The organism is Shimia sp., assembly GCF_039969785.1.
Classification (GTDB): Bacteria; Pseudomonadota; Alphaproteobacteria; order Rhodobacterales; family Rhodobacteraceae; genus Shimia.
The window spans coordinates 238,329-264,047 of sequence record NZ_JBDVNC010000037.1 but is presented as its reverse complement, the minus strand read 5'-3'; the positions used below and the strand labels follow the sequence as shown (position 1 = coordinate 264,047).

The window sequence follows — 25,719 nt, the reverse complement described above, 5'->3', positions numbered from 1 at the left end:
TGCCCGCCCTGTTTTCCGGGCACTGTGCACGCCGGCGTTCAGCGCCCCCGCAATCCGGAGGGGCGTGTCATGATCAAGCATCGTGGATTTCCCGGGCGTCTGCCGGGTACGGATTTTCAGTTCATCATCCGACGTGCCAATCCCAAAGGGGCGACCGCAATCACTGTGCGCGAACGGTTCAAAGACCGTCGCCCGGCAGATCGGCGCGCGGATGCCTGTTTCATGGCCGCCTTGTGGGAGCATTTCGGAGACCAGCCGTTTGAGCGGGGCAATCTGGATGCGGGCCGTTTGAGCTGGTTGTTTGGCCGCGAAGTGGTTGCCGTCGAAGACCCGTTTGATCCCGAGAGCTATGACGCGCTTTTGGTGATTGATGTGGATGTGGCGCGGGCGTCTTTTCCGGATGCATTAGAGGGGCGCTGGGCATGATTCTGCCGATGGTTGCGCGGATTGGGCAAAAAGCAGCCCAAAGTAATGTTGCATGGGTTTCCCCGGTTGCGACGGCGTGCAGCCAAAGCGATAGTCAGTACATGGAGCTTAACCTGGTTCGGGTCCGCTCCTGTAACAGTGTATTCCGTTACCCTTCCCCTATCGGGTGGTCCTGTAGCGTCCCTGCGGGATCACCCGTTTTTTGTATGGTTCCGGGTGGTCACAAGGCCGAACAATGGCCGGGCCGCAGAGCCGGACGCACAAGAGGCACTGGCAGATGTCAAAGATTTGGAAATACGCATGCGCAGGCATTGCGGCAATTGGATTGGCCGCGTGCGGCGACACCATGGGCGAACAGGCCCTTATCGGCGCGGGCGCAGGTGCGGCCACAGCCGTTGTGCTGGGCGGGAGCGCCGTCGCGGGTGTTGTCGCGGGCAGTGCCGTCAACGTCATTTATTGCCAGGAAAACCCTGGTAAATGCTGATCCTCTGAAATTGCGGGCCGCTGCTTTGCGGTCTGTCGAAACTAAACAAGCCACCAGTGCCCATGACCGGGCGCGGGTGGCTTTTTTGTTGCCACTCCCTGCGCGGGTCACATCCCGCGCCGGACAAGAACCAGAAGGGACATGAAATGTTCGATAAGATCCTGATTGCTAACCGGGGCGAGATCGCCTGTCGTGTGATCAAGACCGCCCGCAAGATGGGCATCAAGACCGTGGCCGTGTATTCGGATGCTGACAAGCAGGCGCTGCATGTGCAGATGGCAGATGAGGCGGTGCATATTGGGCCGCCCCCGGCGAACCAGTCCTATATCGTAATCGACAAGGTGATGGACGCGATCCGCGCGACCGGCGCGCAGGCTGTGCATCCCGGCTATGGCTTTCTGTCCGAAAACAGCAAATTTGCCGAAGCGCTGGCCGCAGAAGGTGTCGCATTTGTTGGTCCGCCAGTGGGCGCCATCGAAAAGATGGGCGACAAGATTACGTCCAAGAAAATCGCACAGGACGCCAATGTGTCCACGGTGCCGGGCTATATGGGCCTGATCGAGGACGCGGATGAAGCGGTGAAGATCTCGAACGAGATTGGCTATCCGGTGATGTTGAAGGCGTCAGCCGGCGGTGGCGGCAAGGGCATGCGGATCGCGTGGAACGACGAAGAAGCGCGCGAGGGCTTTCAGTCATCCAAGAACGAGGCGGCCAACAGCTTTGGCGATGATCGGATTTTCATTGAGAAATTCATCACCCAGCCGCGCCACATTGAAATTCAGGTGCTGTGCGACAGTCATGGCAATGGCATCTATCTGGGCGAGCGTGAGTGTTCGATCCAGCGACGCCAGCAAAAGGTCGTTGAAGAAGCACCAAGCCCGTTTCTGGACGAAGCAACCCGCAAGGCGATGGGCGAACAGGCCGTCGCTTTGGCGCAGGCCGTGGATTATGCCAGCGCCGGGACCGTGGAATTTATCGTCGACGGGGATCGCAACTTTTATTTCCTTGAGATGAACACCCGTTTGCAGGTGGAACACCCTGTGACCGAGCTGATCACCGGGGTTGATTTGGTGGAACAGATGATCCGGGTCGCCAATGGCGAACCGCTGAGCATTTCGCAGGACGACGTGCAACTGAACGGCTGGGCGATTGAAAACCGGCTTTACGCCGAAGACCCGTATCGCGGCTTTTTGCCGTCTATCGGGCGGTTGACACGTTATCGCCCGCCAGTGGAAATCGCCGCCGGGCCGCTGTTAGAGAACGACAAATGGCAGGGTGATGCGCCCGAGGGTCCAATTGCCGTGCGCAATGACACCGGAGTCTATGAAGGCGGCGAGATCAGCATGTATTACGACCCCATGATCGCCAAGCTGTGCACATGGGCGCCCACCCGGGACGCCGCGATTGAGGCGATGCGCAATGCGCTGGACGGGTTTGAGGTTGAGGGCATTGGTCACAACCTGCCATTCCTGAGTGCGGTGATGGATCACCCGGTGTTTATTGCCGGTGACATGACCACGGCCTTTATCGAGGAACAGTATCCCGATGGGTTTGAAGGCGTTGAACTGCCAACAGAATCGCTGCGCCGGATTGCGGCCAGTGCTGCCGCCATGCACCGTGTTGCCGAAATTCGCCGCACCCGCGTGTCGGGCCGGATGGGCAATCACGAGCGCCGGGTTGGCAAGAAATGGGTGGTGACACTGCAAGGTCAGGAATTTGCCGTTAAGGTAAAGGCCGACAAGAAAGGCTCGACCATCAAATTCGAAGATGGCGGCAAGATGCGGGTGACGTCGGACTGGACACCGGGCGACAAGCTGGCAACGCTGAAAGTGGACGGGGAAACGCTTGTCCTGAAGATCGGCAAAGTGTCGGGCGGGTTCCGTATCCGGTCGCGTGGGGCGGATCTGAAAGTGCATGTGCGCACGCCGCGTCAGACCGAGCTGGCCCGCTTGATGCCAGAAAAACTGCCGCCGGACACGTCGCGGCTGTTGCTGTGCCCAATGCCGGGGCTGATCGTGAAGGTCAACGCCGATGTGGGTGACGAAGTGCAGGAAGGTCAGGCACTGTGCACGGTTGAGGCGATGAAGATGGAGAACATTCTGCGCGCCGAAAAGAAAGGCATCGTGGCCAAGATCAATGCCAGTGCGGGCGACAGCCTTGCGGTGGACGACGTGATCATGGAGTTCGAATGATATGAAAGACGCGCTGCCAATTGCCAGACGTGCAGATATCGGTCCGTTTGAGGCGGGTCGGATTGCCTATGGTTGTTGGCGGTTTGCAGGGTTTGCGCCACACGAGGCGCAGGCCAAGATAGATGCGGCTTTGGCCATCGGGGCCAACTTGATGGACACAGCGGCCGTGTATGGTGGCACCGCCGGGTTTGGTGGTGCGGAAAAGGTGCTGGGCGATGTGATTGCCGGGTCGCCCGGTCTGCGGGATCAGATTGTTCTGGTAACCAAGGGCGGTATTCATCCACCCATCCCTTATGACAGTCGCGCGCATACACTGATCAACAGTTGTGAAGCATCGCTTGCACGTTTGAAAACCGACCGGATTGACGTGTTCCTGATCCATCGACCTGATTTGCTGGCGTCCTATGACGAGGTGGCGGGCGCGCTGACGACGTTGCGGGCGGATGGCAAAATTCGCGCAGCGGGCGTGTCGAATTTCAGCCCTGCACAAATCCGCGCGTTGCAGTCCAAACTGGATTTCCCACTGGTGGCCACTCAGCCCGAGTTTTCGCCAACATGTGTGGGGGCGCTGGAAGACGGATCAACCGATATCGCCCAGGAACTGGGGCTGGCCTTGATGGCGTGGTCGCCGCTGGGTGGTGGTCGGTTGGTGCCCGGTGCGCGTGGTGAGCCGGGCAGTGTGGACGCTCGGGTTCTGGCCGTGCTGGAAGAGATAGCGCATCGCAATGAAGTTGGCGTGGATCATGCAGCACTGGCTTGGGTGTTGGCGCATCCGGCAACAGGGTTTGCCCTGATTGGTACGCAATCGCCCGAGCGGATTACCGCCTCGGCGCGCGCCTATGATGTGCAGATGACGCGCCGGGATTGGTATGCGGTTCTGGAAGCGGCCAAAGGGACGTCGATGCCATGAGGGCCGCACACATACATATCACGATCCGTTACCGGGAATGGCTGTCGCGGATTTCCTGCTGGCGCACCGGCATGCTGTCGATTGTGCGCGAAATTTCGCGGATATTGCGTGGGGCGGGTTTGCGCAGATATATCTTGCCGTCTTTGCCCATCACCACGAGCATGAACCCACGGGGGCGCAAAGCCTCGCGCAGGGCGGAGCCAGCTGCGGGGTCGGTATCTGTCAGCACAACCACGTCACGTTCCAGCATTTCATGGGGCAACGCGTTCAGCAGGTCAATTTGCTGCGTGAACCGGGGGTCCCGGTCAGAATCTGCAAAAACGACCACCGGCCGTTTGAGCCACAGAAAGTCATCCAGCGTGGCGGTTTGGCCATCTGCAAACAGTGCGTCCTGCTCGGTAGACGCATCGCTGGTGGCGTCGACCGTTTCAGCGGCCTGCGCCAGGGCGCCATTGGCACCCAGAAAAGCTGTCAGAACAAAGGCTAAGCGGTGGGTCATGATGTCTCCTGCTATGGTCAATATATGCAGCGCACGCCGTTTTGCGACATCCAATTGTGCTTGGGACGGGAAAATTTTCCGTGTTAAGCCGATATCCATCCCTGTTGCGGCATGATGGCGGTCCAGACATATCTGGCCGCACGCGGTCGTGCGGTCTTGGACAAAGGGCGCGCCGCCGTGGATGTGATTTTGCATGTTGGAGCCCATCGCACCGGGCTGACCAGCTTTTGCGCCTATCTTGCGGGGCAAAGGGCGCATCTGCGCGCGCATGACACAGAGGTCTGGACGCCGCGCGACACACGCCATGGGTTGATGGATGGCCTGTTTCTGGCATCGGGGCGGTCAGGTGTTGCGCGACGTCGCGCGCGCGGGGCTGGCCGGGTCGCGTTGCGCGTGGCCGGTTTGCAGCGCCGTGAGGTCAGTGACCTTTTGGTGATTGAGCCAAACATGCTGGGCAGTTTGGGTGACAATGTACGCCGTCAGCGGCTGTACCCGGCAACCGGGGAACGCATGGCGCGCATGAGCCACGCCTTTGGCGGGCAGGTGCGCCGCGTGATCCTGACCGTGCGTTCGCTGGAAGATTTCTGGACCTCGTCATTAAGCTGGGCTGTGCCACAGGGCGCGCGCGTGCCAAATGCGGGCGCGCTGGACCGGCTTGTGACGCAGCCGCGCAGCTGGCGTGACGTGATCACCGATCTGGCCTGTGCTGTGCCGGGTGCGGATATTCTGGTCGCGCCGTATGAGCGGCTGGGCGGGCGCAATCATGACATCGTGGAATATGCTGTGGCGGGACGCTTTTCCATGCCACGCAATGGCGAAGAGATCGTGCTGAAAGAAGCGCCCGCGCTGGGCGAGCTGCGACAGGTTTTGCGCGATCGGGGGCAGACGGATTTGGGCTTGCCCGATGGTTGGGGCCGTTGGCGGCCGTTTGATGCGGTGCAGTCCGCAACCCTGAGAGAGATTTATGCCGACGATATGCACTGGCTGCGCGCCGGGGCGGATGGTCTGGCATTTTTGATAGAGGAAGCCGCATTTGATCAGACGGGGAATACCCCGCTGGCCGGTGCGTAAAAGATAAACGAGGAAGACGTCATGACCGACACCAAGAAATGGACCGAACTGGCCGAAAAAGAACTGCGGGGTCGTCCGCTGGACGATTTGACGTGGAACACGCTGGAAGGCATCGACGTTAAACCGCTTTATACCGAAGCTGACACCGACGGCCTGCCGCATATGGGCAGCATGCCGGGGTTCGGGCCGTTCACACGTGGACCAAAGGCGACAATGTATGCCGGGCGTCCGTGGACAATCCGTCAATATGCCGGGTTTTCGACAGCCGAAGAATCCAACGCGTTTTACCGGCGCAATCTGGCTGCGGGTCAACAGGGCGTTTCGGTGGCCTTCGATTTGGCCACGCATCGCGGGTATGACAGCGATCACCCGCGCGTGGTTGGCGATGTCGGCAAGGCCGGTGTGGCGATTGACAGTGTCGAGGACATGAAGGTGCTGTTTGACGGTATCCCGCTGGACAAAGTGTCAGTGTCGATGACCATGAACGGCGCCGTGATCCCGATTTTGGCGAACTTTATCGTTGCCGGAGAAGAGCAGGGGCATGACAAGAGCCTGCTGGCGGGCACCATTCAGAACGACATTCTGAAAGAGTTCATGGTGCGCAATACTTATATCTATCCGCCTGAGCCAAGCATGCGGATCATTTCGGACATCATTGAATATACCAGCAATGAAATGCCGAAATTCAACTCGATCTCGATCTCGGGCTATCACATGCAAGAGGCGGGCGCGAACCTTGTACAGGAGCTGGCCTATACCTTGGCGGACGGGCGTGAATATGTGCGTGCGGCGATGGATGCGGGCATGGATGTGGACAAGTTTGCCGGGCGGTTGTCGTTCTTTTTTGCGATTGGCATGAATTTCTTTATGGAGATTGCCAAGCTGCGCGCGGCGCGCACGATCTGGCATCGGATCATGACCGAGTTTGGCGCGAAATCTGAACGCTCCAAGATGCTGCGCACCCATTGCCAGACGTCGGGTGTGAGCTTGCAGGAGCAAGACCCCTATAACAACGTGATCCGCACCGCCTATGAGGCGATGAGCGCGGTGTTGGGCGGCACACAGTCGTTGCACACCAATGCGCTGGACGAAGCGATTGCGCTGCCAACCGATTTCTCGGCCCGGATTGCGCGCAACACGCAGCTGGTGTTGCAGGAAGAGACCGGCGTGACCAATGTGGTCGATCCGCTGGCAGGGTCCTATTACATCGAAAGCCTGACCAACGAGCTGATCGAAAAGGCCTGGGCGCTGATCGAAGAGGTCGAAGAGATGGGCGGCATGACCAAGGCGGTGGCCACGGGCATGCCCAAGCTGCGTATCGAAGAGAGTGCGGCGACGCGTCAGGCGATGATCGACAAGGGCGACGAAGTGATTGTCGGGGTCAACAAGTATCGCAAAGAAAGCGAAGACCTGATGGACATTCTGGACGTCGACAACGTGGCTGTGCGTGAAAGCCAGGTTGCGCGTCTGGAGACTTTGCGCTCTGAGCGTGACGAGACGGCGTGTCAGGCAGCATTAACCGACCTGACGCGTATTGCCAAAGAAGGCGGTAATTTGTTGGCGGCAGCGGTTGAGGCCGCCCGGGCACGGGCATCTGTTGGAGAAATCAGCATGGCAATGGAAAACGAATTTGGCCGTCACCGGGCCGAGGTCAAGACATTGGCCGGGGTCTATGGCGCGGCTTATGAGGGCGACGAAGGCTTTGCCGCAATTCAGAAATCGGTGGATGCGTTTGCCGAAGAAGAGGGCCGCCGTCCTCGGATGCTGGTGGTGAAAATGGGTCAGGACGGGCACGATCGGGGCGCCAAGGTGATTGCCACGGCCTTTGCCGATATCGGCTTTGACGTCGACGTGGGGCCGCTGTTCCAGACACCGGATGAGGCCGCGCAGGACGCGCTGGACAATGACGTGCACGTGGTTGGCATTTCCTCGCAGGCGGCAGGGCACAAAACGCTGGCGCCTCAGCTGATCGCTGCGTTGAAGGATAAAGACGCAGAGGACATCATTGTGATTTGCGGTGGCGTGATCCCACAGCAGGATTACGAGTTCCTGCAAAACGCGGGCGTAAAGGCGATCTTTGGGCCGGGCACCAATATTCCCGAAGCTGCACAGGATATTCTGAAACTGATCCGCGCCGCGCGCGGATAGGGCTAGGTCGTGGGCCAGTGGTCCGCAGGAGATACAAAAAGAGGCGCCGGGAAATCGGCGCCTCTTTTTTTTGTTTAATGAGCGCGGGGCGCCAAGCCTTATGCGGCTTCGGTTTCCGTCTCTTCGTCCGTCTCGAGTGCCGGGTTTTTGGCGCGGGACAGCACCACGTAGCCGATGATGGCCGAGATAATGGACCCGGTCAGAACTCCGACGCGCACATCATTCATCAGGTCAGGCGAGGCAAAGCTGAGACCGCCGATAAAGAGCGACATGGTAAAGCCGATCCCGGCCAGACAGGAGACACCATAGATATGGGTCCATGTGACCCGGTCCGGCAGTCGGGCAAACCCAAGTTTGACAATTGCCCACGTGGTGCCAAACACGCCAATCTGTTTGCCCAGAATAAGCCCAAGCGCGATGCCCATCGGGACGGGGTTCAGCAGGTCTGCCGGGGACATGCCTTTGAGCACAACGCCCGCATTGGCAAAGGCAAAGATCGGCACGATGACAAAGCCAACATAGGGCGCGAGACCTTTTTCCAGTGCATGCAGCGGCGAGCCGCCGTTCTTGTCGTGGATCGGGATCAGGAAGGCGGTCACGACACCTGCGAGCGTGGCGTGCACGCCGGATTTCAGGACCAGCACCCACATGACAGCGCCCAGCAACAATGCCGGTGCAACCCGGTGCGAGCGCTGGCTTTGCAGCAGGAACAACCCGGCCAGCGGGATCAGCGCCATCAGCAGGTAATTGACCTTGAGCTCTGCGGTATAGAAAATCGCGATCACAAGGATAGCGCCAAGGTCATCCAGAATGGCGAGGGTCAGCAGGAACACTTTGAGCGCAATTGGTGCGCGGCTGCCGACAAGGGCCAGAATACCAAGCGCGAACGCAATGTCTGTGGCCGCAGGGATGGCCCATCCGCTGATGGTTTCAGGATTGCCCCAGTTGATGGCGGCATAGACGATGGCGGGCAGTGCCATGCCGCCCACGGCTGCCGCTCCGGGCAGAATCACGTCGCGTGGGTTGCGCAGACGGCCTTCGACAATTTCGTACTTCAGTTCCAGCCCGATCAGGAAGAAGAAGATCGCCATTAAGCCGTCGTTGATCCACAGGATCAGCGGCTTTTCCAGACCGGTGCCGTTCACCGTGACGCTGAGCACGCTGTTAAGGAAGGCTTCATAGCTGCCCGACAAGGCGGAATTGGCCACGATCAAAGCCAGCGCGGCCGAGACCATTAGCGCGACGCCACCGGCGGCCTCGTGTCGAAAAAGCTTTTCAATTGCACGCAAAACCATTTTGAATCCCTGTATGAATATTCTGTTTCGACACATGGGGCGTAATGCCGCCCAATCAATACCAGAAAATGGGGATTTTGCGTGAAACTTGACCATATTGCCATAGCTGGCGAAAATTTAATTGACGCAGTCGATCATGTTGAAACCGCGCTGGGGGTAAAATTGCTGCCCGGGGGGAAACATGCCCATTTCGGCACGCATAACCGCCTGTTGGGATTGGGCGATGGATTGTACCTTGAGGCGATTGCAATCGACCCCGAGGCACCCGATCCGGGCCGCGCGCGCTGGTTCGATCTGGATCGGTTTGAGGGCGGACCGCGTTTGCAGAACTGGATTTGCCGGGTGGATGATCTGGATCAGGCTTTGGCGAAACTTCCGGTAGATGCCGGACAACCCGTGTCGCTGGTACGGGGCGATCTGAGTTGGCGCATGGCGGTGCCCGGTTCAGGCGTGTTGCCGTATGATAATCTGTTCCCGGCATTGATCCAGTGGAATGTCGCAAAGACACCGGGGGATTTGCTGAGCGCGTCCGGATGCCGTTTGCGAAGGTTGGAGATCGCACATCCCGAGGCCAAAGCTTTGCGCGATCTGGTTGCGTTGGATGATGCGCGGGTTGTGTTTGTGCCCGGAGATGCCGGATTGCAGGCCTCGTTTGATACGCCGCATGGCGAACGCGTGCTGACATGAAGTTGAGGCAAGCCATAGTGGACGACGCGGATGCGATCACGCGTATCTGGAACACGGAAATCCGAGAGGGCGTGAGCACGTTCAACAAAACGGAAAAGTCAGTTTCCGAGGTGTTGGACATCATAGAGGCGCGCGGCGCGGCTGTGTTGGTGGCTGTGGACGATGATGCGGACAACGATGATCAGGTGTTGGGTTTTGCGACTTGGGCGCAATTCCGCGGCAGTGTGGGATACCGGCATACGTTTGAGCACACGATTTATCTGGATCACACTGCACGCGGGTGCGGTTTAGGCCGTGATTTGATGCAAGCCATTGAGAACGGCGCACGGCGAGATGGCGTGCATGTGCTTGTTGCATGCATAGGCGGGGAAAACGATGCGGCCGTGGCGTTTCATGCGCGGATGGGGTTTGAACATGCCGGGCACATGCCCGAGGTTGGGCGAAAATTCGGACGCTGGATGGATTTGGTTCTGATGCAAAAATTGCTGTGATGCGGCGATGACTTCTGCATCTGCAAAGGATACAGTCTGAGCATGTCGATCTGGACCCGCATATCCGAAGCGCTGTCAGCGCTGGCCAAGGGCGAAAGCCTGTCCACCGTTTTTGAACGTCTGAGCACGCCGCCGGAACGGTCGATTGCGTTTACCATTGCCGTAATCGCGCTGGGCGCAAAGATGGCCAAGGCTGACGGGCTGGTCACGCGCGACGAGGTCACGGCCTTTCGCGAAGTGTTCCAGATTGCGCAAGAAGACGAAGCGCAGGCGGCGCGGGTGTTCAACCTTGCCCGTCAGGATGTCGCCGGTTTCGAAGAATATGCCTATCGAATCAGAGGGTTGTTTGGCCCCAGCAACCATGGGTTTTGCGACTTGATGGAAGGGTTGTTCCACATCGCGGTGGCGGATGGGACGTACCATCCGAACGAAGACGCCTTTTTGGCGCGGGTGGCGGAAATTCTCGATATGCCGGACCTTGAGTTTCAGGCCATGCGCGCGCGCTATGTGCCGGATGCGGAACCCGATCCCTATAGCGTTTTGGGTGTTGAACCCGGTACGCCATTGGCCGACATCCGCAAAGTCTGGCGCCGTTTGGTGCGCGAAACCCATCCGGACAGCATGATTGCACGGGGCGTGCCCATAGAAGCGATCAAGCTGGCCGAAAAGCGCATGATCGACATCAATCACGCGTGGGACCAGATCAACGAGGCGGCGTGATGCGGATTGCCACGTATAACGTGGAATGGTTTAACTCTTTGTTTGATGATCAGGACGCCTTGATTGCCGATGACGGCTGGTCCGGGCGTTGGGACGTGACGCGGGCGCAGCAGGTCGAAGCGTTGGGTATTGTGTTCACGGCACTGGACGCGGATGCAGTGATGGTGATCGAAGCGCCGGACAAGAACGGGCATCGCGACACGGTGACGGCGCTGGAGAATTTTGCGCGTGCTTTTGATTTGCGCGCGCACAAGGCGGTGATGGGGTTCAAAAACGATACCCAGCAGGAAATCGCGTTGCTTTATGATCCTGACAAGCTGAGTGCGCGCCATGATCCGATTGGGGCCGAGACCGGCAAGAAGGGCGCGCCAGATATGCCGCGCTTTGACGGGGTGTTTCGGATTGATCTGGATATTGATGCGACCGAAGATCTGGTGCGTTTCTCAAAACCGCCGTTGGAATTGTCGATTGAAACAAAGGCCGGAACGCGTCTGCGCTTGATCGGCGCGCATTTGAAGTCCAAGGCGCCGCACGGTGCGCGCAATCGGGATCAGGTGATGCAGATCAGCATTGCCAACCGGCGCAAACAACTGGCGCAGGCAATCTGGTTGCGCGGACGCATTACAGCGCATTTGCAACAGGGCGAGGCGCTGGTCCTGTTGGGTGATCTGAACGATGGTCCGGGTCTGGATGAATATGAGCATCTGTTTGGGCGCAGTTCGATAGAGATCGTTCTGGGGCAGGAGGACGGGCCTTGTCTGTTTGATCCCCATGCCCAAGAGGCGCTGCGGCGGCGGTTGGGGCCGGTACCGACATCGGCAAGGTTCTTCCTGAAAAAACAGGGGCGGTATTTGCAGGCGCTGCTGGATTATGTGATGATTTCACAGGATCTGCGCGAGAGAAATCCGCGCTGGCGTATCTGGCACCCGTTTGACGATCACGATTGCTGGCAGGTGCCCGAGTTGCGTTCGGCGCTGTTGACGGCATCTGACCACTTTCCGGTGGTGTTGGACATCGACATTTGAAACGTCAGGGCGGGAGGCCCATATCCAAGCCATGAAACCAATAATGACTGCTTTGTGTATCGCGCTGACGGCGCCGATGGGTGTTCAGGCCGAAGAGGATGAAGGCTATAACCTGATGGAAGAGGGCGCGCGGCTTTTCCTTGAGGGGCTGCAATTGCAAATGGAACCAGCCATTGAAGAGCTGCAGGGGTTTGCACAGGAGATTGGCCCGGAGATGCAGTCGTTCTTTCTGGAAATGGGGCCGGCATTTCGTGACCTGATGTCCGAAGTGGAAGACTGGAGCGCATATCACCCGCCGGAAACGCTGCCCAATGGGGATATTATCCTGCGTCGCAAAACGCCGGACGAAGAGGCAACTGTGCCAGAGAGCGGTGAAACCGACCTTTGAGGGTCGGCAAAATCCGCGCTGTGATTTGGTGAGTGCTCCGGGAGATTTCGGGAGAAGTTCCGGTTATGATCAGCTCGCGCGACCGATCTTTACGTGGGATGTGGCCTTGAGCGTATTTGTCAGTGACTGAAAGCGCGCTGCGGCGACCTCGCCATACAGCGGTTCGGCAGAGGCAGGCAGGCTGAGATGCAATTCGCGTTTCTTGGGGCGCCATTTGAGCGTGCCAAGATCAGCGGAACTGTGCATCCACAACATGGCGCCAAAGCGCATGGCCTTGCCCAGAATTTCCGCCTGTGTCTGGTCGGTTTCGTTAATCAGGTCATAGAGATCTTCGAACCCGGTGCCTTCGCGTTTGTTGCGATAGCGGTGCAGCAGGGCGAGGCCGAGAAAAACCCGTTCGGAATGTCTGAGACCGCCGAGGTTGGCACGGGTGGCGTTGTCAAAACAGGTTTGAGCCCGGTAATCAGGATGTGCGCGCCAGCTGACGTCGTGCAACAGGCAGGCGGCTTTGACGAGCCGTTGCCGTTCGGGATGCGCCGATTTGAACAGCGGCATGATGAAATTATACAGCGCCTTACCAAAACCGGGCATGCGCGCGTCTTTGGCTTCGGCAAAAAGGCAGGCTTCGATCAATGGGTCGCGATTGCGCAACCGATCTGGCATTTGCTCGTAGAGCATGCCTTCACGGATGCCATAGCTGCTGACGGCGATATCGTGGGGCTTAAATCGGCGCACGACTCCTTTGAGCACTTCGATAGCAATGGGCACCAGCTCCATTCGGCTGGAGGAAATACCACAACGCTGTCGCAGGTCTTCAAGGTCATTCTCTGCAATAAACTTGGCAGTTGCGCGGACGGCTTTGCCGGTCATCCGGTATTCATGCAGCACATGCAACGGATAGCCGCGCCGTTCCATGTCGATCCGGGCAATGGCGCGCCATGAGCCACCCACAAGGAATAGGCGATTTTTTTGCGTGCCCATTTCCGCCTGAAGCTTGTCCAGTGTGTTATCAATAAAGGCTTTGCGGCCTTTTTTACCGCCCTTGATATCGCGCAGTTTGAGCGGCCCGAGCTGAGAGGTCACGCGGCGGCCGACTTCGCCATTGTTAATCTCGGCCAGCTCCATCGAGGAGCCGCCAATATCGCAGACAAGGCCGTAGGCGCCGGGCCAGCCAAGCAGCACGCCCTGGGCAGAAAGACGGGCTTCTTCTGTGCCATCGATGACGTGGATGGTGACACCGGTTTCGCGCAATACGTCATCGCAGAAATCCGGGCCGTCGTCGGCTTCGCGCACGGCGGCGGTGGCCACGGCGGTGAGCTGATCCAGCCCCATGCCTTCGGCGAGTCGTTGAAAACGGTGGATGGCTGACAAGGCGCGACGTCGGCCATGCGGGTTCAGGCGTCCGGTTTCGGACAGACCTGCGCCAAGCGCGCACATGATTTTTTCGTTGTAGAAATAGGCGGGGCTGCGCGCGGCGCCATCAAACACCACAAGCCGAACCGAGTTGGATCCGACATCCACTACGCCGACACGCGCCAATGCGCGGGCTTCGGGGTCATTAAACAGGGGGCGCCCAAAAGGGCCCCAGTCTTTTGCGGGGTCGCTATTACCGTCCATAATCATTCCCGAGCTCGTCAGGTTTCCAATGTGCGCCAGCGTGACGTCCGGGTCAATCTTCGGTGTGGGTCAGTTTGGGCACGTCCGACGCGCCGGCAGAGCCACGGCCTGACAAAGAAGGGTTCTCCATAAAGAACCTGTGGCAATTGAACGCAAACTCGCCTTCGGGCACTTTGGTGCGTTCAAATGAACCATCAGGCTGCATGACCCAGCTTTGCGCGACATCGGCCAGATTGGCGGCCATGACCTGACTGACGATCTGAGCCTTGACGGTGGCGTTACGGATTTCGATCAGAGTTTCAACGCGGCGGTTGAGATTGCGCCCCATCCAGTCAGCCGAAGATATATAGACCCGCGCCTTTTTCGATGGCAATCCGGCGCCATTGCCAAAACAGACAATACGCGAATGCTCCAGAAAACGCCCGACAATGGATTTCACGCGGATGTTTTCGCTGAGCCCTTTGATGCCAGGACGTAATCCGCAGATGCCGCGCACGACAAGGCTGATCTGAACGCCAGCCTGGCTGGCGGCATAAAGGGCGTCGATCACTTCGGGTTCGATGATCGAGTTCATTTTGGCCCAGATCACGGCTGGTTTGCCCGCGCGGGCGTGGTCGGCTTCTTTTCCGATCATTTCGATCAGACGGGCTTTGAGCGAGATCGGGGAAATTGCCAGATTGTCGAGCTTTTCCGGTTCAACATAGCCAGACAAGTAGTTGAACACCTTGGTGGCGTCGCGCCCGAGGTTAACGTCACAGGTGAAAAAGCTGAGGTCGGTGTAAATCTTGGCGGTGATCGGGTGATAGTTGCCGGTGCCATAGTGTGTGTAGGTCACAAGCTGGTCGCCTTCGCGGCGCACAACGGTGGAAATCTTGGCGTGGGTTTTCAGGTCGAGAAAACCATAAACCACATGCGCACCGGCGCGTTCCAACCGGCGCGACTGGCGGATATTGGCGGCCTCGTCAAAGCGCGCTTTGAGTTCGACCAGAGCGGTGACAGATTTGCCGTCTTCGGCAGCTTCGCAAAGGGCTTCGACAATCGGGGATTTTTTGGACGTGCGATAGAGCGTCTGTTTGATGGCCACAACGTTGGGATCGCGCGCGGCCTGTGCCAGAAAACGCACCACCATATCGAAAGTTTCATAGGGGTGGTGCAGTAGCATGTCTTTCTGGCGGATGGCGGCGAACATATCGCCGTCATGGTCCTGAACCCGTTCGGGCACGCGCGGCGTGAAAGAGGGCCACAAAAGATCGGGGCGTTCGTCAAGCACCAGTTCGCTGAGATCCGCGAGACCAATCATGCCGTCGATGTCGACAACTTCGTCGTCGCGCACATGCAATTCGCGCATGATCAATGATTTCAACGCTTTGGGCGCGTCATCAGAGATTTTCATGCGCACAACTTCGCCACGGCGTCGGCGTTTCAGCGCGACCTCAAATTCACGCACGAGGTCTTCGGCCTCGTCCTCGACCTCCAGATCGCTGTCGCGCAGGACACGAAACGCACAATGCCCTTTGGCTTTGTAGCCGGGGAACAGGCTGTCGAGATGCAACAGAAGCAATTCTTCGAGCGGCAGAACCCGTGTTTTGCCTTCGGTCGCGGGCAGAAAAATGAAGCGGTCGATCTGGTGAGGGATCGGCAACAGCGCGTGCAGCGCGCGTTTGTCCCTGTTGCGTTCCAGTTGCAGGGCCAGCGAATAACCGGTGTTCGGGATAAAGGGGAACGGGTGGGCCGGGTCAATCGCCAACGGCGACAGAACCGGGAACACGCGGTTCAGGAACACGTCTGCCAGAAAGGATTTATCTTCGTCGGTCAGGGATTTGTGGTCGAGAATAAGAATATTCTCGGCTTCCATCTGACCACGCAATGAAATGAACATGCGCTGTTGTTCGTGCAACAGGGTACGCGCGTCTGCGTTGATTAAGACCAGCTGGTCTGCGGGCGTCAGCCCGTCCTGAGCCGGGCTTGCGTTGCCTTCACGGACAAGTTCGCGCAGGCCAGCCACCCGCACCGTATAAAATTCATCAAGATTGGTGGCGGAGATCGACAGAAAGCGCAGGCGTTCCAACAGGGGGACGCGCGGGTTTCCCGCCTCTTCCAGAACACGCCAGTTGAAGCTGAGCCAGCTCATTTCGCGGTTATTAAAGCGTTGCGGGCCTGTAATATCCACATCGTTCAGGTCGACAGGTTTTGGGAATTTGGATTTCAGAAAGTCAGACTGGATCATTACACACGCAAAATTGGAGCTGGGGGAATAATCCTAAGTCTAGACCCTGATTGAAAGAACGTCCAGATCGCTTTGGTTTTGCTGGAAAATGTCAGGCCTGTTCTGAACCGCTTTCAAGAACGCGTTTGGCCAGATTGCGGGTGATCGGGCGCTTTTCGCTGAGCGACAGCTGATCTATTGCGGTCACAAGTCGGGTGGCGGTTTCAAACGATCTGTCCATGTTTTTGATCAGATAAGGAAGCGTTTCAGGGCCGGGCACAAGCTGACGGTCTGCGAATTGTTTGGCCATCACCGCCATCAGCAGTATGTCGTCGGGTTTATCCAGCGCTGCGACGGTTGTGCCCTGCATCCGGCTGAGCAGATCCGGCAGCGTCAGGCCCCAGTGCCCGGGCTCTCCTGTGCCGCTGAGCAACAGGCTGTGACCTTCGGCAAGGGTGAGGTTGTGCAGGTGGAACAGCGCGGTTTGCGCGTCGGTGCTGTTGGCAATTTCAGGTACGTCTTCGACTGCGACCGGGCCGCGGGCCAGATCGGGGATGGCATCTGTGGTCAGGTCTGAAGCGGCGACAATACGCGCGCCGGACAGGGTTGCCCATACATGCACAAGGTGGGTTTTCCCCGCGCCAGTGGCGCCGGACAGGATAAGTTTGTTCCCGGGCCAATTGGGCCAGTTTTCGACCAGCCCAAGTGCCAACGCGTTGGCCGGGCTGACAAAAAAGTCGTCACGCCCCAGGGCCGCCCGAACGGGCAGATCAAAATTCAGTTGTTCCGCCATAAGATCAGTCGTTGTCCTGTGCGTCGGCGCTGAGGCCGAGATAAAGTCGCGAGGTCATGTATTGCCCGGCCAAGAACCGTGCCAAAACACCCAGAGAAGCAGCCACCGGGACGGCCACTAGCATGCCGACAAACCCAAACAGCGCGCCAAAGACGGACAGGGCCACCAAAAGCCAGACCGGGTGCAGACCTACCGAACTGCCCACCAGTTTGGGGGTCAGAAAATTGCCTTCGATCACCTGACCGATGGCAAAGACACCGGCAACCAGTCCGATTGACAACCAGTCCCCCCAGAACTGAAACAATGCCAGGCCGATGGCCAGCGCGCCCCCGATCAGGGCACCCAGATATGGAATAAAGGTCACAAGCCCGGCGATAAAGCCGACTACAAGGCCAAATTGCAGGCCGACGATCATCAGGGCGACGGCGTAATAGGTGCCAAGGATAAGGCAAACCGTGCCCATACCGCGCACAAACGATGCCAGTGTTCTGTCAATCTGAGTCGACAAGAGACGAATCGTTGGCGCGTGATCCAGCGGCAAAAGGCGATTGATCTCGGCCACCATGCGGTCCCAGTCAAGCAGCAGATAAAACGCCACCACGGGCACAATCACAATCAACATCAATATGTTAATGACAGACAGGGCCGAATTGAGCACACCCTGAAAGAGCGCGCCGCCGCGTTCCTGAACAGCCTCGCCCAACGTTACGAGCGATTTGTGTACCACAGAGTCCGGGGTCGAAACGCTTGGGAAATTCACTGTCACAAAATTTTGCAAGTCCGCGATGAGCTGAGGCACTGTGTCGATCAGTGCGACCGCCTGGCTGATCAGCAAGGGCACCACGGCCAGCGCTGCAATGATAAAAATCAGCACACCGCACAATGTGATGACGCCCGTGGCGGCGGTGCGGCTGAGACCCGCTTCTTCGAGGCGGTCTGCAACGGGATCCAGAAAATAGGCGATGGCCCCGCCCAGAATGAACGGCAACAAGACGTCGCCGAGATACCAGAGCGCGGCAAAAAACAGGACCGCGGCCAGTCCCCAGTATTTCAGCTGATCGCGCGCTGGCAATGCCATGTCAGATTCCCTGTTTGCTCCCCCATGAGATTGACCAATCCCGTCGAGGTTTCAAGGCCAGCTCAGCGATTTGTAACAATTGCGTCGATTATTGCCGGGATGAACAGGTCCAAACCCGGAAGGCTGGGGTGGTTGCCATCGCTAAACAAGAGCTGTCCATCGCGGATCAGATCACATTGCGAATTGTTGCAATACATGTCGATGGGATCAATCACGCTAAGCCGATCAGGCGTCAGATCAGCAGCGGCAATGGCGGCCTTGAATAATGCGCGCATTGGGGTGCCCAGCGTGTCTTCGATGGCGCGCGGATATCCCGACGTGGACGGCAAGGGCGTGCCGCGCCATGTCTGGGTGGCAAAATGCAGCGGAACATCAACATCCGGGCGCGGGATGGGCAGCACCAAAGTGACATGGCGCCCCGGAGCGATCGCCGCGAGTTGATCAGCAAGCGCATCAACAAAGCCTTGTTCCCGCATCTGCCGGTCAATCGGGCCGGTGTGGTTCAGAGGTACTGCGTAAAACCCATCTTCGCCCCAGTAGCCTTTCATATTTGGGCCGGTGACGTCGAACATGTAGTTTTTCCAGGTTGCAAACAGGACAACCTGGGTGATTTCAGGATGCGCGCTCAGGTATTGCCGGACCTGTGCGTTAAATATTGGACATTGCTGTGCGCGGGTTTGACCACGGATGATTAAGTTGGACAGTGGCAGGCAGCTGGACAGCGTATGTTGACGCAGAATATGGCCTTGTTTGGCCAGTGCCGTGCCCAGAGGCTCGCTGAGCCGTGCGCCATGGCTGTCGCCCCACAACAGCACATCCGGCACGCCCGGACCGCCAAATGTGCAGGCCGTGTCAGGGTCAAAGTCCGGCACCTGAGCGCGTGAATACGTACAGCGGCGATAGCTTTCGCTGTGGGAGTTGCGCATGTCGAGGACTGCAAGAACATCTGACGGGATGCGGCTGGGGTAGCCTTTGGTCACGCCGCCGCCGATGGCGATGAGCAATGTTGCAAACACAGCCAGCATCAGGGCGCGCGGTCGGAAACGGGGCAGCGGCCCCGAGATACGAAACGGGCGTTCCACAAAACGCCAGCTGAGCGTGGCGATGGCGATCATCAGAGCGAGCGCCAGCACGATGCCGGGCCATGTTTCGGGCCAGATGTCAGTGGCTTTGGACAGGCTGATTACCGGCTGATGCCACAGATATAAAGAATAGGATATCAGGCCAATAAAGCGCATTGGTGGATTGCTGAGCAATGCGCGCAAGGCTGTCGAGGCCTGCGGTGCAATCAGTATCAGGGAGGTGCCCAGCACGACCGGAAGGGTCCACACCCCCGGCCACGGCGCGGCGGGCGGTACGCTCCACAACCCGATCAGGACCAGCCCCAGCCCAAGACTGTAAAATGGCGTGTGAAACTGCCGGGCCATTGGCCGGTTGCGTTCAACCCAAGCCACGCCCACACCCGCCAACAATTCCCATGCCCGGGTGTGCAACAGATAAAACGCCTGCATCCGGTATTCGCCGCTGGTGATCAGCGTAATGGCGAGGCTGGCGATAATCAGGCCAAGCAGAGCGGGTCCGATCAGGCCGGGTCGCCAGCGCCAGAGTACCAGTAGAAGCAGCGGGATTATCAGGTAAAACTGTTCCTCGACCCCAAGGCTCCACGTGTGAATCAAGGGATCCTGCGTGGCGTCGGGGTTGAAATAGTCGATCCGGTTCAAAAACCAGATATTGGACAGCGAAAGCAGGGATGTGATCGCAGCGCCACCCATATAGCGATACGGATTGGGCATGAGGGTAAACCAGCCCAAACACATAACGGCCAGCACCATGACAATCAAAGCCGGCAAAATACGACGCGCGCGACGGGTATAGAAGTTACGGAAGGTGAACCGATGCGCCTCAAGATCATCAAGAATATTGCCACCGATCAGATAGCCGGAAATGACAAAAAACACGTCAACACCGGCATACCCGCCGGACATCATTTTTAACCCGGCATGGTACAGCACCACCCCAAGGATCGCGATGGCACGAAGCCCGTCAATATCGGTTCTGTATTGTCGTGCCATGTCTGCCTCTTGGAGTAAGCGTCTTTTAGCATGAAGCGTTGGCGGCGCAATGTATCTGAGCGGGCGAGGCAGAATTTGCGGAGCGGTCTGTTTCTCAGCTGCAGGGGGGCAAATTCGTTTTGCTGAGGTGATTGCGGGTCGTGCGCACTTGTGTGCCTGATCACAAAGCCATAAACGACAAGACAACCAACGCTTTTTGCAAGGAGCCATCATGCGCCTGTCCCGCTATTTCCTGCCTGTGCTTAAGGAAACACCCTCTGAGGCCCAGATTGTCAGCCACCGCTATATGTTGCGGGCCGGGATGATCAAACAGGCCAGTGCCGGAATTTATTCCTGGTTGCCGATGGGGTTCAAAGTGTTGCGCAAACTGGAAAACATTGTGCACGAAGAACAGGCGCGCGCCGGGCATATCGCAATGCTGATGCCGACGTTGCAATCGGCTGATCTGTGGCGCGAGTCCGGGCGGTTTGACGGGTATGGCGAAGAGATGCTGCGCATGCAGGACCGACATGGGCGCGACATGTTGTTCTCGCCCACTGCAGAAGAGATGTTCACAGATGTGTTCCGCAGCCATGTTAAAAGCTACAAGGACCTGCCGCTGACGCTGTATCAGATCCAGTGGAAATTCCGCGATGAAATCCGCCCTCGTTTTGGCGTAATGCGCGGGCGCGAGTTTTTGATGAAGGATGGGTATAATTTCGACCTGACTAAGGAAGACGCGCTGCACGCCTATAACCGACATTTGGTAAGCTATCTGCGGACCTATGAGCGCATGGGATTGCAGGCGATCCCGATGCGGGCGGATTCCGGGCCAATCGGCGGGGATTATACGCACGAGTTTCTGGTGCTGGCAGACACCGGCGAGTCCGAAGTGTTTTATGACAGCGATATCACTGACCTGAAATTTGGCGACCGGGACATCGATTTTGACGATGTCGCGCAGTGTCAGGGCGTTCTGGAAGAATTCACCAGCCGCTATGCGCGCACTGATGAGACCCATGATGCGGCAGAATTTGCAAAGATCCCCGAGGCGCGTCAGCGCACAGCGCGTGGCATCGAAGTGGGGCAGATCTTTTACTTTGGTACGCAGTATTCCGAAGCGCTGGGCGCGACCGTTCAGACGCCCGAGGGCCCGTCGCTGCCTGTGCATATGGGATCGCACGGTATCGGTGTGTCGCGTCTGTTGGGCGCGATTATCGAGGCAAGCCATGACGACAAGGGCATCATCTGGCCTGAAGGTGTGACACCGTTCCATTGCGGAATTGTGAATTTGAAACAAGGCGATGCAGAAGCCGACGCAGCCTGCGAGGCACTGTATGCGTCGCTGACTGCGCTGGGACTGGAACCGCTTTATGATGATCGCAAGGAGCGGGCCGGAGGCAAGTTTGCCTCGATGGATCTGATTGGTTTGCCGTGGCGTATCACTGTGGGCCCGCGTGGCTTGAAAAACGGTGTGGTCGAGCTGACCTGTCGACGGACCGGAGACAGCGAAGAGCTGACACCCGAATTGGCTATCGAAAAAGTGGCACGCATTTACGCCGGCTTCTAAAGTTTCGTAACCACAATGTGCGCCTTTGGCGCGCAGGATATCTCGGCCCTTTGGGGCCTCGGGATTGGCGCAGGGGGGCGACGTCTTCGGCAGAAGAACGCGCGCGGGCTTGGCTGTGTCTGGCAATAGGCTGAAATTGGCGCGGCGCTGTGGTATCGCGGGGTGTCAGTTGTGAGGGGGCACGGATGATTGGGCGTGTTGTTGTATTGGCCGGTGGGTTATCGGGCGCGGCGGGGTTGTCGCAATTTCCCGAGTATTCGCAGCAATATACCCAACGTCTGGCTGGCGCCGTTGATGAGTTGACGCGGTTTGTGAGCGAATTTGATGCCGACGCGCGTGGTTTGGGGCTGAGCCGGCAGGAGGCCCTGGCGGAGCTGGCAGATGGTGGTGCGATGGGCGCGGCGCGTGCGCAGACGATGGAAGGCACGCTGTTCCGGTATGATCGTCTGACTTCTGATCTGAGAGCGTTACAGAACGCCGGTCCTTTCATGCGGGCCTATCACGCAGGACGCCTGTCTGACGCGGAAATTGCCGAGGCGGCCTGGCAGGATTATCGGCCTGCCATGCCGCTGTCATTTGAAGGCGCCGTATTTGGCGGCGTTGGTCTTGTGGCGGGGATGTGTCTGATGGCGCTTGTGATTGGTTTGATCCGCATGCCATTTCGGAGACGCCGCGCGGCTTGACCCTACTCAGGTGCGCTCTTAGGGTCGCGGCCAACAATAAACGGAGCAGACATGACCCCCCCTTTCGCCCCTTTTGAGTGGATGATTGCCTGGCGCTATTTGCGGGCGCGCAAGGCCGAAGGCGGTGTCAGCGTAATGACATGGATCAGCCTGATCGGCATAACGCTTGCGGTTTTTGCGCTGATTGCAACCTTGTCGGTGCGGTCCGGGTTTCGGGCTGAATTTGTCGACACGATCCTTGGGGCCAACGCGCATGTGACGATCTATCAGACCGGCACGGTAAGCGAGGCAGGCACAATTGATCGCACGATCCGCGACTTTGACACGATGGCAGAAAAACTGCGCGACGTGCCCGGCGTGGTGCGCGCGGCACCCTTGATCAAAGGGCAGGTGATGACCAGTTTGCGTAACCGCAACGCTGGCGTGGAAGTGTTTGGAATCCGATCTGAAAACCTGATCCAACTGCCGCGCATTGCCGACCCGGAAACTGGGGATGGTGACATTGCACGGTTTGCAGAGGGCATTGCAATAGGATCAGGCGTTGCGCGCGAACTGGGCGCGTCGGTTGGGGACCGGATCAAGATCATCTCTCCGAACGGCGTAAAAACTGCCTTTGGAACGTCGCCGCGCATCAACGCCTATGAGGTCGTCTATATCTTTTCAGCCGGGCGATATGACATTGACCGCACGCGCGCCTATTTGCCGTTTGCCGAAGCACAATCCTTCTTTGGTCGCGACGGAGTGGCGGATGAAATTGAAGTGATGGTTGATGTGCCGGATCAGGTTGACGCGATGGCGGTGCCGTTGATGCAGGCAGGCGGTGATCGGGTGCTGGTATGGACATGGCGGGACGCTTCGGGCGGGTTTTTGCGCGCGCTTGAGGTTGAGGACAATGTCATGTTTATCATCCTGTCCATTCTGGTTTTGATTGCCACAATGAATATCGTTTCCGGGCTGATAATGTTGGTAAAGAACAAGGGGCGCGACATTGGCATTTTGCGCACTATGGGGCTGACCGAAGGATCAATATTGAGAATATTCTTTATTTGCGGAGCCTTTACTGGCCTTATTGGAACTCTGCTCGGCGTGATTTTGGGTTGCCTGTTTGCTGTTTATATCGACCCGGTGTTCGGATTTGTAAACATGATCATGGGAGGCGGAACGTGGGACCCGGCCATTCGCGGCATATATCACCTGCCAGCGAAGCTTGAGTTTGCGGATGTGTTAAGCGCAGTTGTTTTGTCGCTGGGGTTGTCCTTTATCGTCACAATCTTTCCTGCACGACGCGCTGCGCGGATGAACCCGGTGGAGGCGTTGAGATATGAGTGACATTGTGCTGAAGCTGAGTGGCATTACTAAACTGTATAACAAAGGCTTGCCGGGTGAAGTCCAAGTGTTGCGCGGGGCTGACCTGACGTTGCAGGCTGGCGAAATGGTCGCCTTGGTGGCACCATCCGGGGCGGGTAAATCGACGCTGTTGCATATTGCGGGTTTGCTGGACGCGCCGGATACGGGCGACGTGGAAATTGGCGGTGAGTTGTTAAGTGGGCGGTCGGACAGACGGCGTACCGTGGCGCGACGCAGGGACGTTGGTTTTGTGTATCAATTCCACCATTTGCTTCCCGAGTTTAATGCGCTGGAAAATGTGAGTTTGCCGCAATTGGCCAATGGGGTTGCGCGCGAAATGGCGGACGCCAATGCGATGGAATTGCTGACGCAGGTTGGCGTGGCAGAGCGGGCAAGCCATCGACCGGCGGCGATGTCGGGCGGTGAACAGCAGCGCGTTGCGTTTTGTCGAGCTTTGGCCAATAAACCCCGAATTCTGTTGGCAGATGAGCCAACCGGAAATCTGGATCCTGGCACGTCGGATCAGGTTTTTGCGGCGTTGATGGAATTGGTGCGCGGTACTGGTCTGGCTGCTTTGATCGCGACACACAATATGGAACTGGCCGCGCGCATGGACCGGGTTGTCAAGTTACAGGACGGTGTTTTGGTGGCGTCCTAGGCCAATTGAGTCATCCAGACGCCGGCGGCCATCAGGGCAATTCCGCCAGCGCGCGTCAGCGAAATCGGCGAGGATTGCGCGCCAAACAGGCCGAAATGATCGATTGCGGCGGCGGACAATAGTTGACCAAGCAGCACAAAGAAAACGGCGTTCCCGATGCCGAACTTTGGTGCGATCCATGTGATTGACAGGACATAGAAGGCCACCAGACATCCTGCCAGAAGCAGGTGTTTTGGGGCCGCGGGAAGGGTGCTCAGCCGAGGAAGATGGCCGCTGGCCGCACTGACAATGAAGGCACATGAGAATGCAACAACAAACAGGACAACCCCGGCCGCGAGCGGTGAGCCAAGCCGTTGACCCAGCGCAGCGTTAAGGGCGGCCAGAATTGGAATGCCAACTCCCGCGATCAGCATGGTCAACGCATAAAACGACGTGGATGACATCAATAAGCTCCTGTAATCACGGGACAAAGAATGTGGCTGTGGCCGTTGCAACGGGTTTTTCCGAAGGCATTGCAATCATTGTTGCTTTGGCAAAGATCAACGCCTTGCCCGCGCGCACGATTTCGGCGTCGCATCTGATCGTTTCGCCTGTCCCGGGGCGCAGAAAAACGGTGTCAAGATTGGTTGTTGCCACGGGTTTGGCTTCGCCCAAATGACCCATCGCCGCAAACACCATGGCGGTGTCGGCCATGGCTGCCAGCGCCTGACCAGAAATGATGCCCCCCACGCGCGTCAGATCGGCGGTGATCGGCATCATCAAAGTCGCAGCCGTTGGCGTGATCCCGGTGATGGTCAGGTCAAGCGCCTGAACCCAGGGGGCAAAGGCGGATGTGAGCACCGCCTGCGCATTGGCGACAGTCATAGTCATTGAGAACTCCCGTTTACATTTTGCAGAGAATGGCGGGCGTATGACGGGATGTCACGCGGTATGATCGGGATCAAAGCCGCAGGTTCACGATCATGACAAGCTGAGGGCGAGGATATAGTGGGAGAGACGATATGGGTTGGAGGTTTTGGGCGGTTTTGATTTCGATTAGCGGGATCGTTGTGCTGAACGGATGCAGCATGAATTTGAAGTCCGGTCGTGTGACGTATGAGCAGAACTGCGCACAATGTCATGGTGTTACAGGACTGGGTGACGGTACCTTTGCAGATAAGCTCATCACGCCACCGTCCGATTTGACGGCGCTGGCGCGAAACAATGCCGGTGCATTTCCTGCGCTTTATGTGACCGACGTGATTGATGGTTATGCACGGTCAGATCATTTTAGTGGGGCCATGCCGGAATTTGGCCCGGCTTTGGGTGGAGAAGAGCTTAGGTTGGGACCATTGGTTGACTATATCGAAAGCCTGCAAAGGTGAAAACAAGAGGATAGTG

The 25,719-nt window shown here is 58.0% G+C and carries 25 protein-coding genes; 16 read left to right on the top strand and 9 right to left on the bottom strand.

From position 1 onward, the window contains the following. Positions 1-69 precede the first annotated feature (69 nt). From ABJI08_RS18200 to ABJI08_RS18185, 4 genes are all read left to right on the top strand, one after another. On the top strand, positions 70-426 hold the full coding sequence (locus ABJI08_RS18200) for a hypothetical protein (protein WP_348403277.1): 357 nt from the start codon (positions 70-72) through the stop codon (positions 424-426). A 277-nt stretch (positions 427-703) separates the two neighbouring features. Then, positions 704-910, top strand: coding sequence for a hypothetical protein (locus ABJI08_RS18195; protein WP_348403276.1), 207 nt, complete (start codon positions 704-706; stop codon positions 908-910). Positions 911-1,056: 146 nt separating this feature from the next. Beyond that, positions 1,057-3,102 carry an acetyl/propionyl/methylcrotonyl-CoA carboxylase subunit alpha gene (locus tag ABJI08_RS18190; RefSeq protein ID WP_348403275.1) on the top strand — a complete coding sequence of 682 codons (2,046 nt, stop codon included), beginning with the start codon at positions 1,057-1,059 and terminating at the stop codon, positions 3,100-3,102. Position 3,103: 1 nt separating this feature from the next. Further along, positions 3,104-4,012: an aldo/keto reductase gene (locus tag ABJI08_RS18185; RefSeq protein ID WP_348403274.1), complete on the top strand. Its 909-nt coding sequence runs from the start codon at positions 3,104-3,106 to the stop codon at positions 4,010-4,012. A gap of 28 nt (positions 4,013-4,040) precedes the next feature. On the opposite strand, the gene ABJI08_RS18180 is transcribed toward ABJI08_RS18185, so the two are convergent. After that, a complete protein-coding gene (locus tag ABJI08_RS18180; RefSeq protein ID WP_348403273.1) occupies positions 4,041-4,511 on the bottom strand; it encodes a DUF4174 domain-containing protein in 471 nt (156 codons plus the stop codon). Positions 4,512-4,622: 111 nt separating this feature from the next. On the opposite strand from ABJI08_RS18180, the gene ABJI08_RS18175 reads away from it, so the two are divergent. Both ABJI08_RS18175 and scpA read left to right on the top strand, forming a co-directional pair. Continuing rightward, entirely contained in the window at positions 4,623-5,582 is a 960-nt protein-coding gene (locus ABJI08_RS18175) for a hypothetical protein (protein WP_348403272.1), read from the top strand. 21 nt (positions 5,583-5,603) lie between these two features. After that, complete coding sequence (scpA, locus tag ABJI08_RS18170) at positions 5,604-7,730, top strand: methylmalonyl-CoA mutase (RefSeq protein WP_348403271.1); 2,127 nt, start codon at positions 5,604-5,606, stop codon at positions 7,728-7,730. A 98-nt stretch (positions 7,731-7,828) separates the two neighbouring features. Here the strand turns inward: scpA and nhaA are convergent, their stop codons facing one another. Further along, positions 7,829-9,025 carry a Na+/H+ antiporter NhaA gene (gene nhaA / locus ABJI08_RS18165; RefSeq protein ID WP_348403270.1) on the bottom strand — a complete coding sequence of 399 codons (1,197 nt, stop codon included), beginning with the start codon at positions 9,023-9,025 and terminating at the stop codon, positions 7,829-7,831. 81 nt (positions 9,026-9,106) lie between these two features. Between nhaA and ABJI08_RS18160 the strand changes: the two genes are divergently transcribed. Genes ABJI08_RS18160 through ABJI08_RS18140 form a run of 5 tightly spaced genes read left to right on the top strand, consistent with a single transcriptional unit; the run spans position 9,107 to position 12,336 of the window. Beyond that, a complete protein-coding gene (locus ABJI08_RS18160; protein ID WP_348403269.1) occupies positions 9,107-9,712 on the top strand; it encodes a VOC family protein in 606 nt (201 codons plus the stop codon). Next, positions 9,709-10,203, top strand: a complete 495-nt coding sequence (locus tag ABJI08_RS18155; RefSeq protein ID WP_348403268.1) for an N-acetyltransferase family protein — start codon at positions 9,709-9,711, stop codon at positions 10,201-10,203. Before ABJI08_RS18160 ends, ABJI08_RS18155 begins: the two co-directional genes overlap by 4 nt. A 42-nt stretch (positions 10,204-10,245) precedes the next feature. Beyond that, a complete protein-coding gene (locus ABJI08_RS18150) occupies positions 10,246-10,923 on the top strand; it encodes a molecular chaperone DjiA (RefSeq protein ID WP_348403267.1) in 678 nt (225 codons plus the stop codon). Beyond that, on the top strand, positions 10,923-11,948 hold the full coding sequence (locus ABJI08_RS18145; RefSeq protein ID WP_348403292.1) for an endonuclease/exonuclease/phosphatase family protein: 1,026 nt from the start codon (positions 10,923-10,925) through the stop codon (positions 11,946-11,948). The genes ABJI08_RS18150 and ABJI08_RS18145 overlap by 1 nt, the downstream gene beginning before the upstream one ends. A 31-nt stretch (positions 11,949-11,979) precedes the next feature. Next, positions 11,980-12,336, top strand: coding sequence for a hypothetical protein (locus ABJI08_RS18140; protein ID WP_348403266.1), 357 nt, complete (start codon positions 11,980-11,982; stop codon positions 12,334-12,336). A gap of 69 nt (positions 12,337-12,405) precedes the next feature. Here the strand turns inward: ABJI08_RS18140 and ABJI08_RS18135 are convergent, their stop codons facing one another. From ABJI08_RS18135 to ABJI08_RS18115, 5 genes are all read right to left on the bottom strand, one after another. Then, complete coding sequence (locus tag ABJI08_RS18135) at positions 12,406-13,953, bottom strand: Ppx/GppA family phosphatase (protein ID WP_348403265.1); 1,548 nt, start codon at positions 13,951-13,953, stop codon at positions 12,406-12,408. A gap of 52 nt (positions 13,954-14,005) precedes the next feature. Then, a complete protein-coding gene (locus ABJI08_RS18130) occupies positions 14,006-16,180 on the bottom strand; it encodes an RNA degradosome polyphosphate kinase (RefSeq protein ID WP_348403264.1) in 2,175 nt (724 codons plus the stop codon). A 91-nt stretch (positions 16,181-16,271) separates the two neighbouring features. Next, positions 16,272-16,952 (bottom strand): chromosomal replication initiator DnaA, encoded by a 681-nt coding sequence (locus ABJI08_RS18125; RefSeq protein ID WP_348403263.1) that lies wholly within the window; start codon positions 16,950-16,952, stop codon positions 16,272-16,274. Positions 16,953-16,956: 4 nt separating this feature from the next. Beyond that, positions 16,957-18,030, bottom strand: a complete 1,074-nt coding sequence (locus ABJI08_RS18120; RefSeq protein WP_348403262.1) for an AI-2E family transporter — start codon at positions 18,028-18,030, stop codon at positions 16,957-16,959. A gap of 62 nt (positions 18,031-18,092) precedes the next feature. Then, positions 18,093-20,102, bottom strand: coding sequence for an acyltransferase family protein (locus tag ABJI08_RS18115; RefSeq protein ID WP_348403261.1), 2,010 nt, complete (start codon positions 20,100-20,102; stop codon positions 18,093-18,095). Between the two features lie 211 nt (positions 20,103-20,313). Between ABJI08_RS18115 and proS the strand changes: the two genes are divergently transcribed. The 4 genes from proS to ABJI08_RS18095 all read left to right on the top strand — a co-directional run bounded on the left by proS (position 20,314) and on the right by ABJI08_RS18095 (position 24,339). Next, positions 20,314-21,651 carry a proline--tRNA ligase gene (gene proS / locus ABJI08_RS18110; protein ID WP_348403260.1) on the top strand — a complete coding sequence of 446 codons (1,338 nt, stop codon included), beginning with the start codon at positions 20,314-20,316 and terminating at the stop codon, positions 21,649-21,651. 185 nt (positions 21,652-21,836) lie between these two features. Further along, positions 21,837-22,334 (top strand): DUF2937 family protein, encoded by a 498-nt coding sequence (locus tag ABJI08_RS18105; protein ID WP_348403259.1) that lies wholly within the window; start codon positions 21,837-21,839, stop codon positions 22,332-22,334. 51 nt (positions 22,335-22,385) lie between these two features. Further along, positions 22,386-23,663 (top strand): lipoprotein-releasing ABC transporter permease subunit, encoded by a 1,278-nt coding sequence (locus ABJI08_RS18100; protein WP_348403258.1) that lies wholly within the window; start codon positions 22,386-22,388, stop codon positions 23,661-23,663. Then, entirely contained in the window at positions 23,656-24,339 is a 684-nt protein-coding gene (locus tag ABJI08_RS18095; protein WP_348403257.1) for an ABC transporter ATP-binding protein, read from the top strand. Before ABJI08_RS18100 ends, ABJI08_RS18095 begins: the two co-directional genes overlap by 8 nt. Here the strand turns inward: ABJI08_RS18095 and ABJI08_RS18090 are convergent. Next, positions 24,336-24,782, bottom strand: coding sequence for a DMT family transporter (locus tag ABJI08_RS18090; protein WP_348403256.1), 447 nt, complete (start codon positions 24,780-24,782; stop codon positions 24,336-24,338). The genes ABJI08_RS18095 and ABJI08_RS18090 overlap by 4 nt on opposite strands. A 16-nt stretch (positions 24,783-24,798) precedes the next feature. Then, positions 24,799-25,209, bottom strand: a complete 411-nt coding sequence (locus ABJI08_RS18085; protein ID WP_348403255.1) for a PaaI family thioesterase — start codon at positions 25,207-25,209, stop codon at positions 24,799-24,801. A 131-nt stretch (positions 25,210-25,340) separates the two neighbouring features. Here ABJI08_RS18085 and ABJI08_RS18080 point away from each other — a divergent pair, with 131 nt between their 5' ends. After that, positions 25,341-25,703: a cytochrome c gene (locus ABJI08_RS18080; RefSeq protein WP_348403254.1), complete on the top strand. Its 363-nt coding sequence runs from the start codon at positions 25,341-25,343 to the stop codon at positions 25,701-25,703. Positions 25,704-25,719 lie beyond the last annotated feature (16 nt).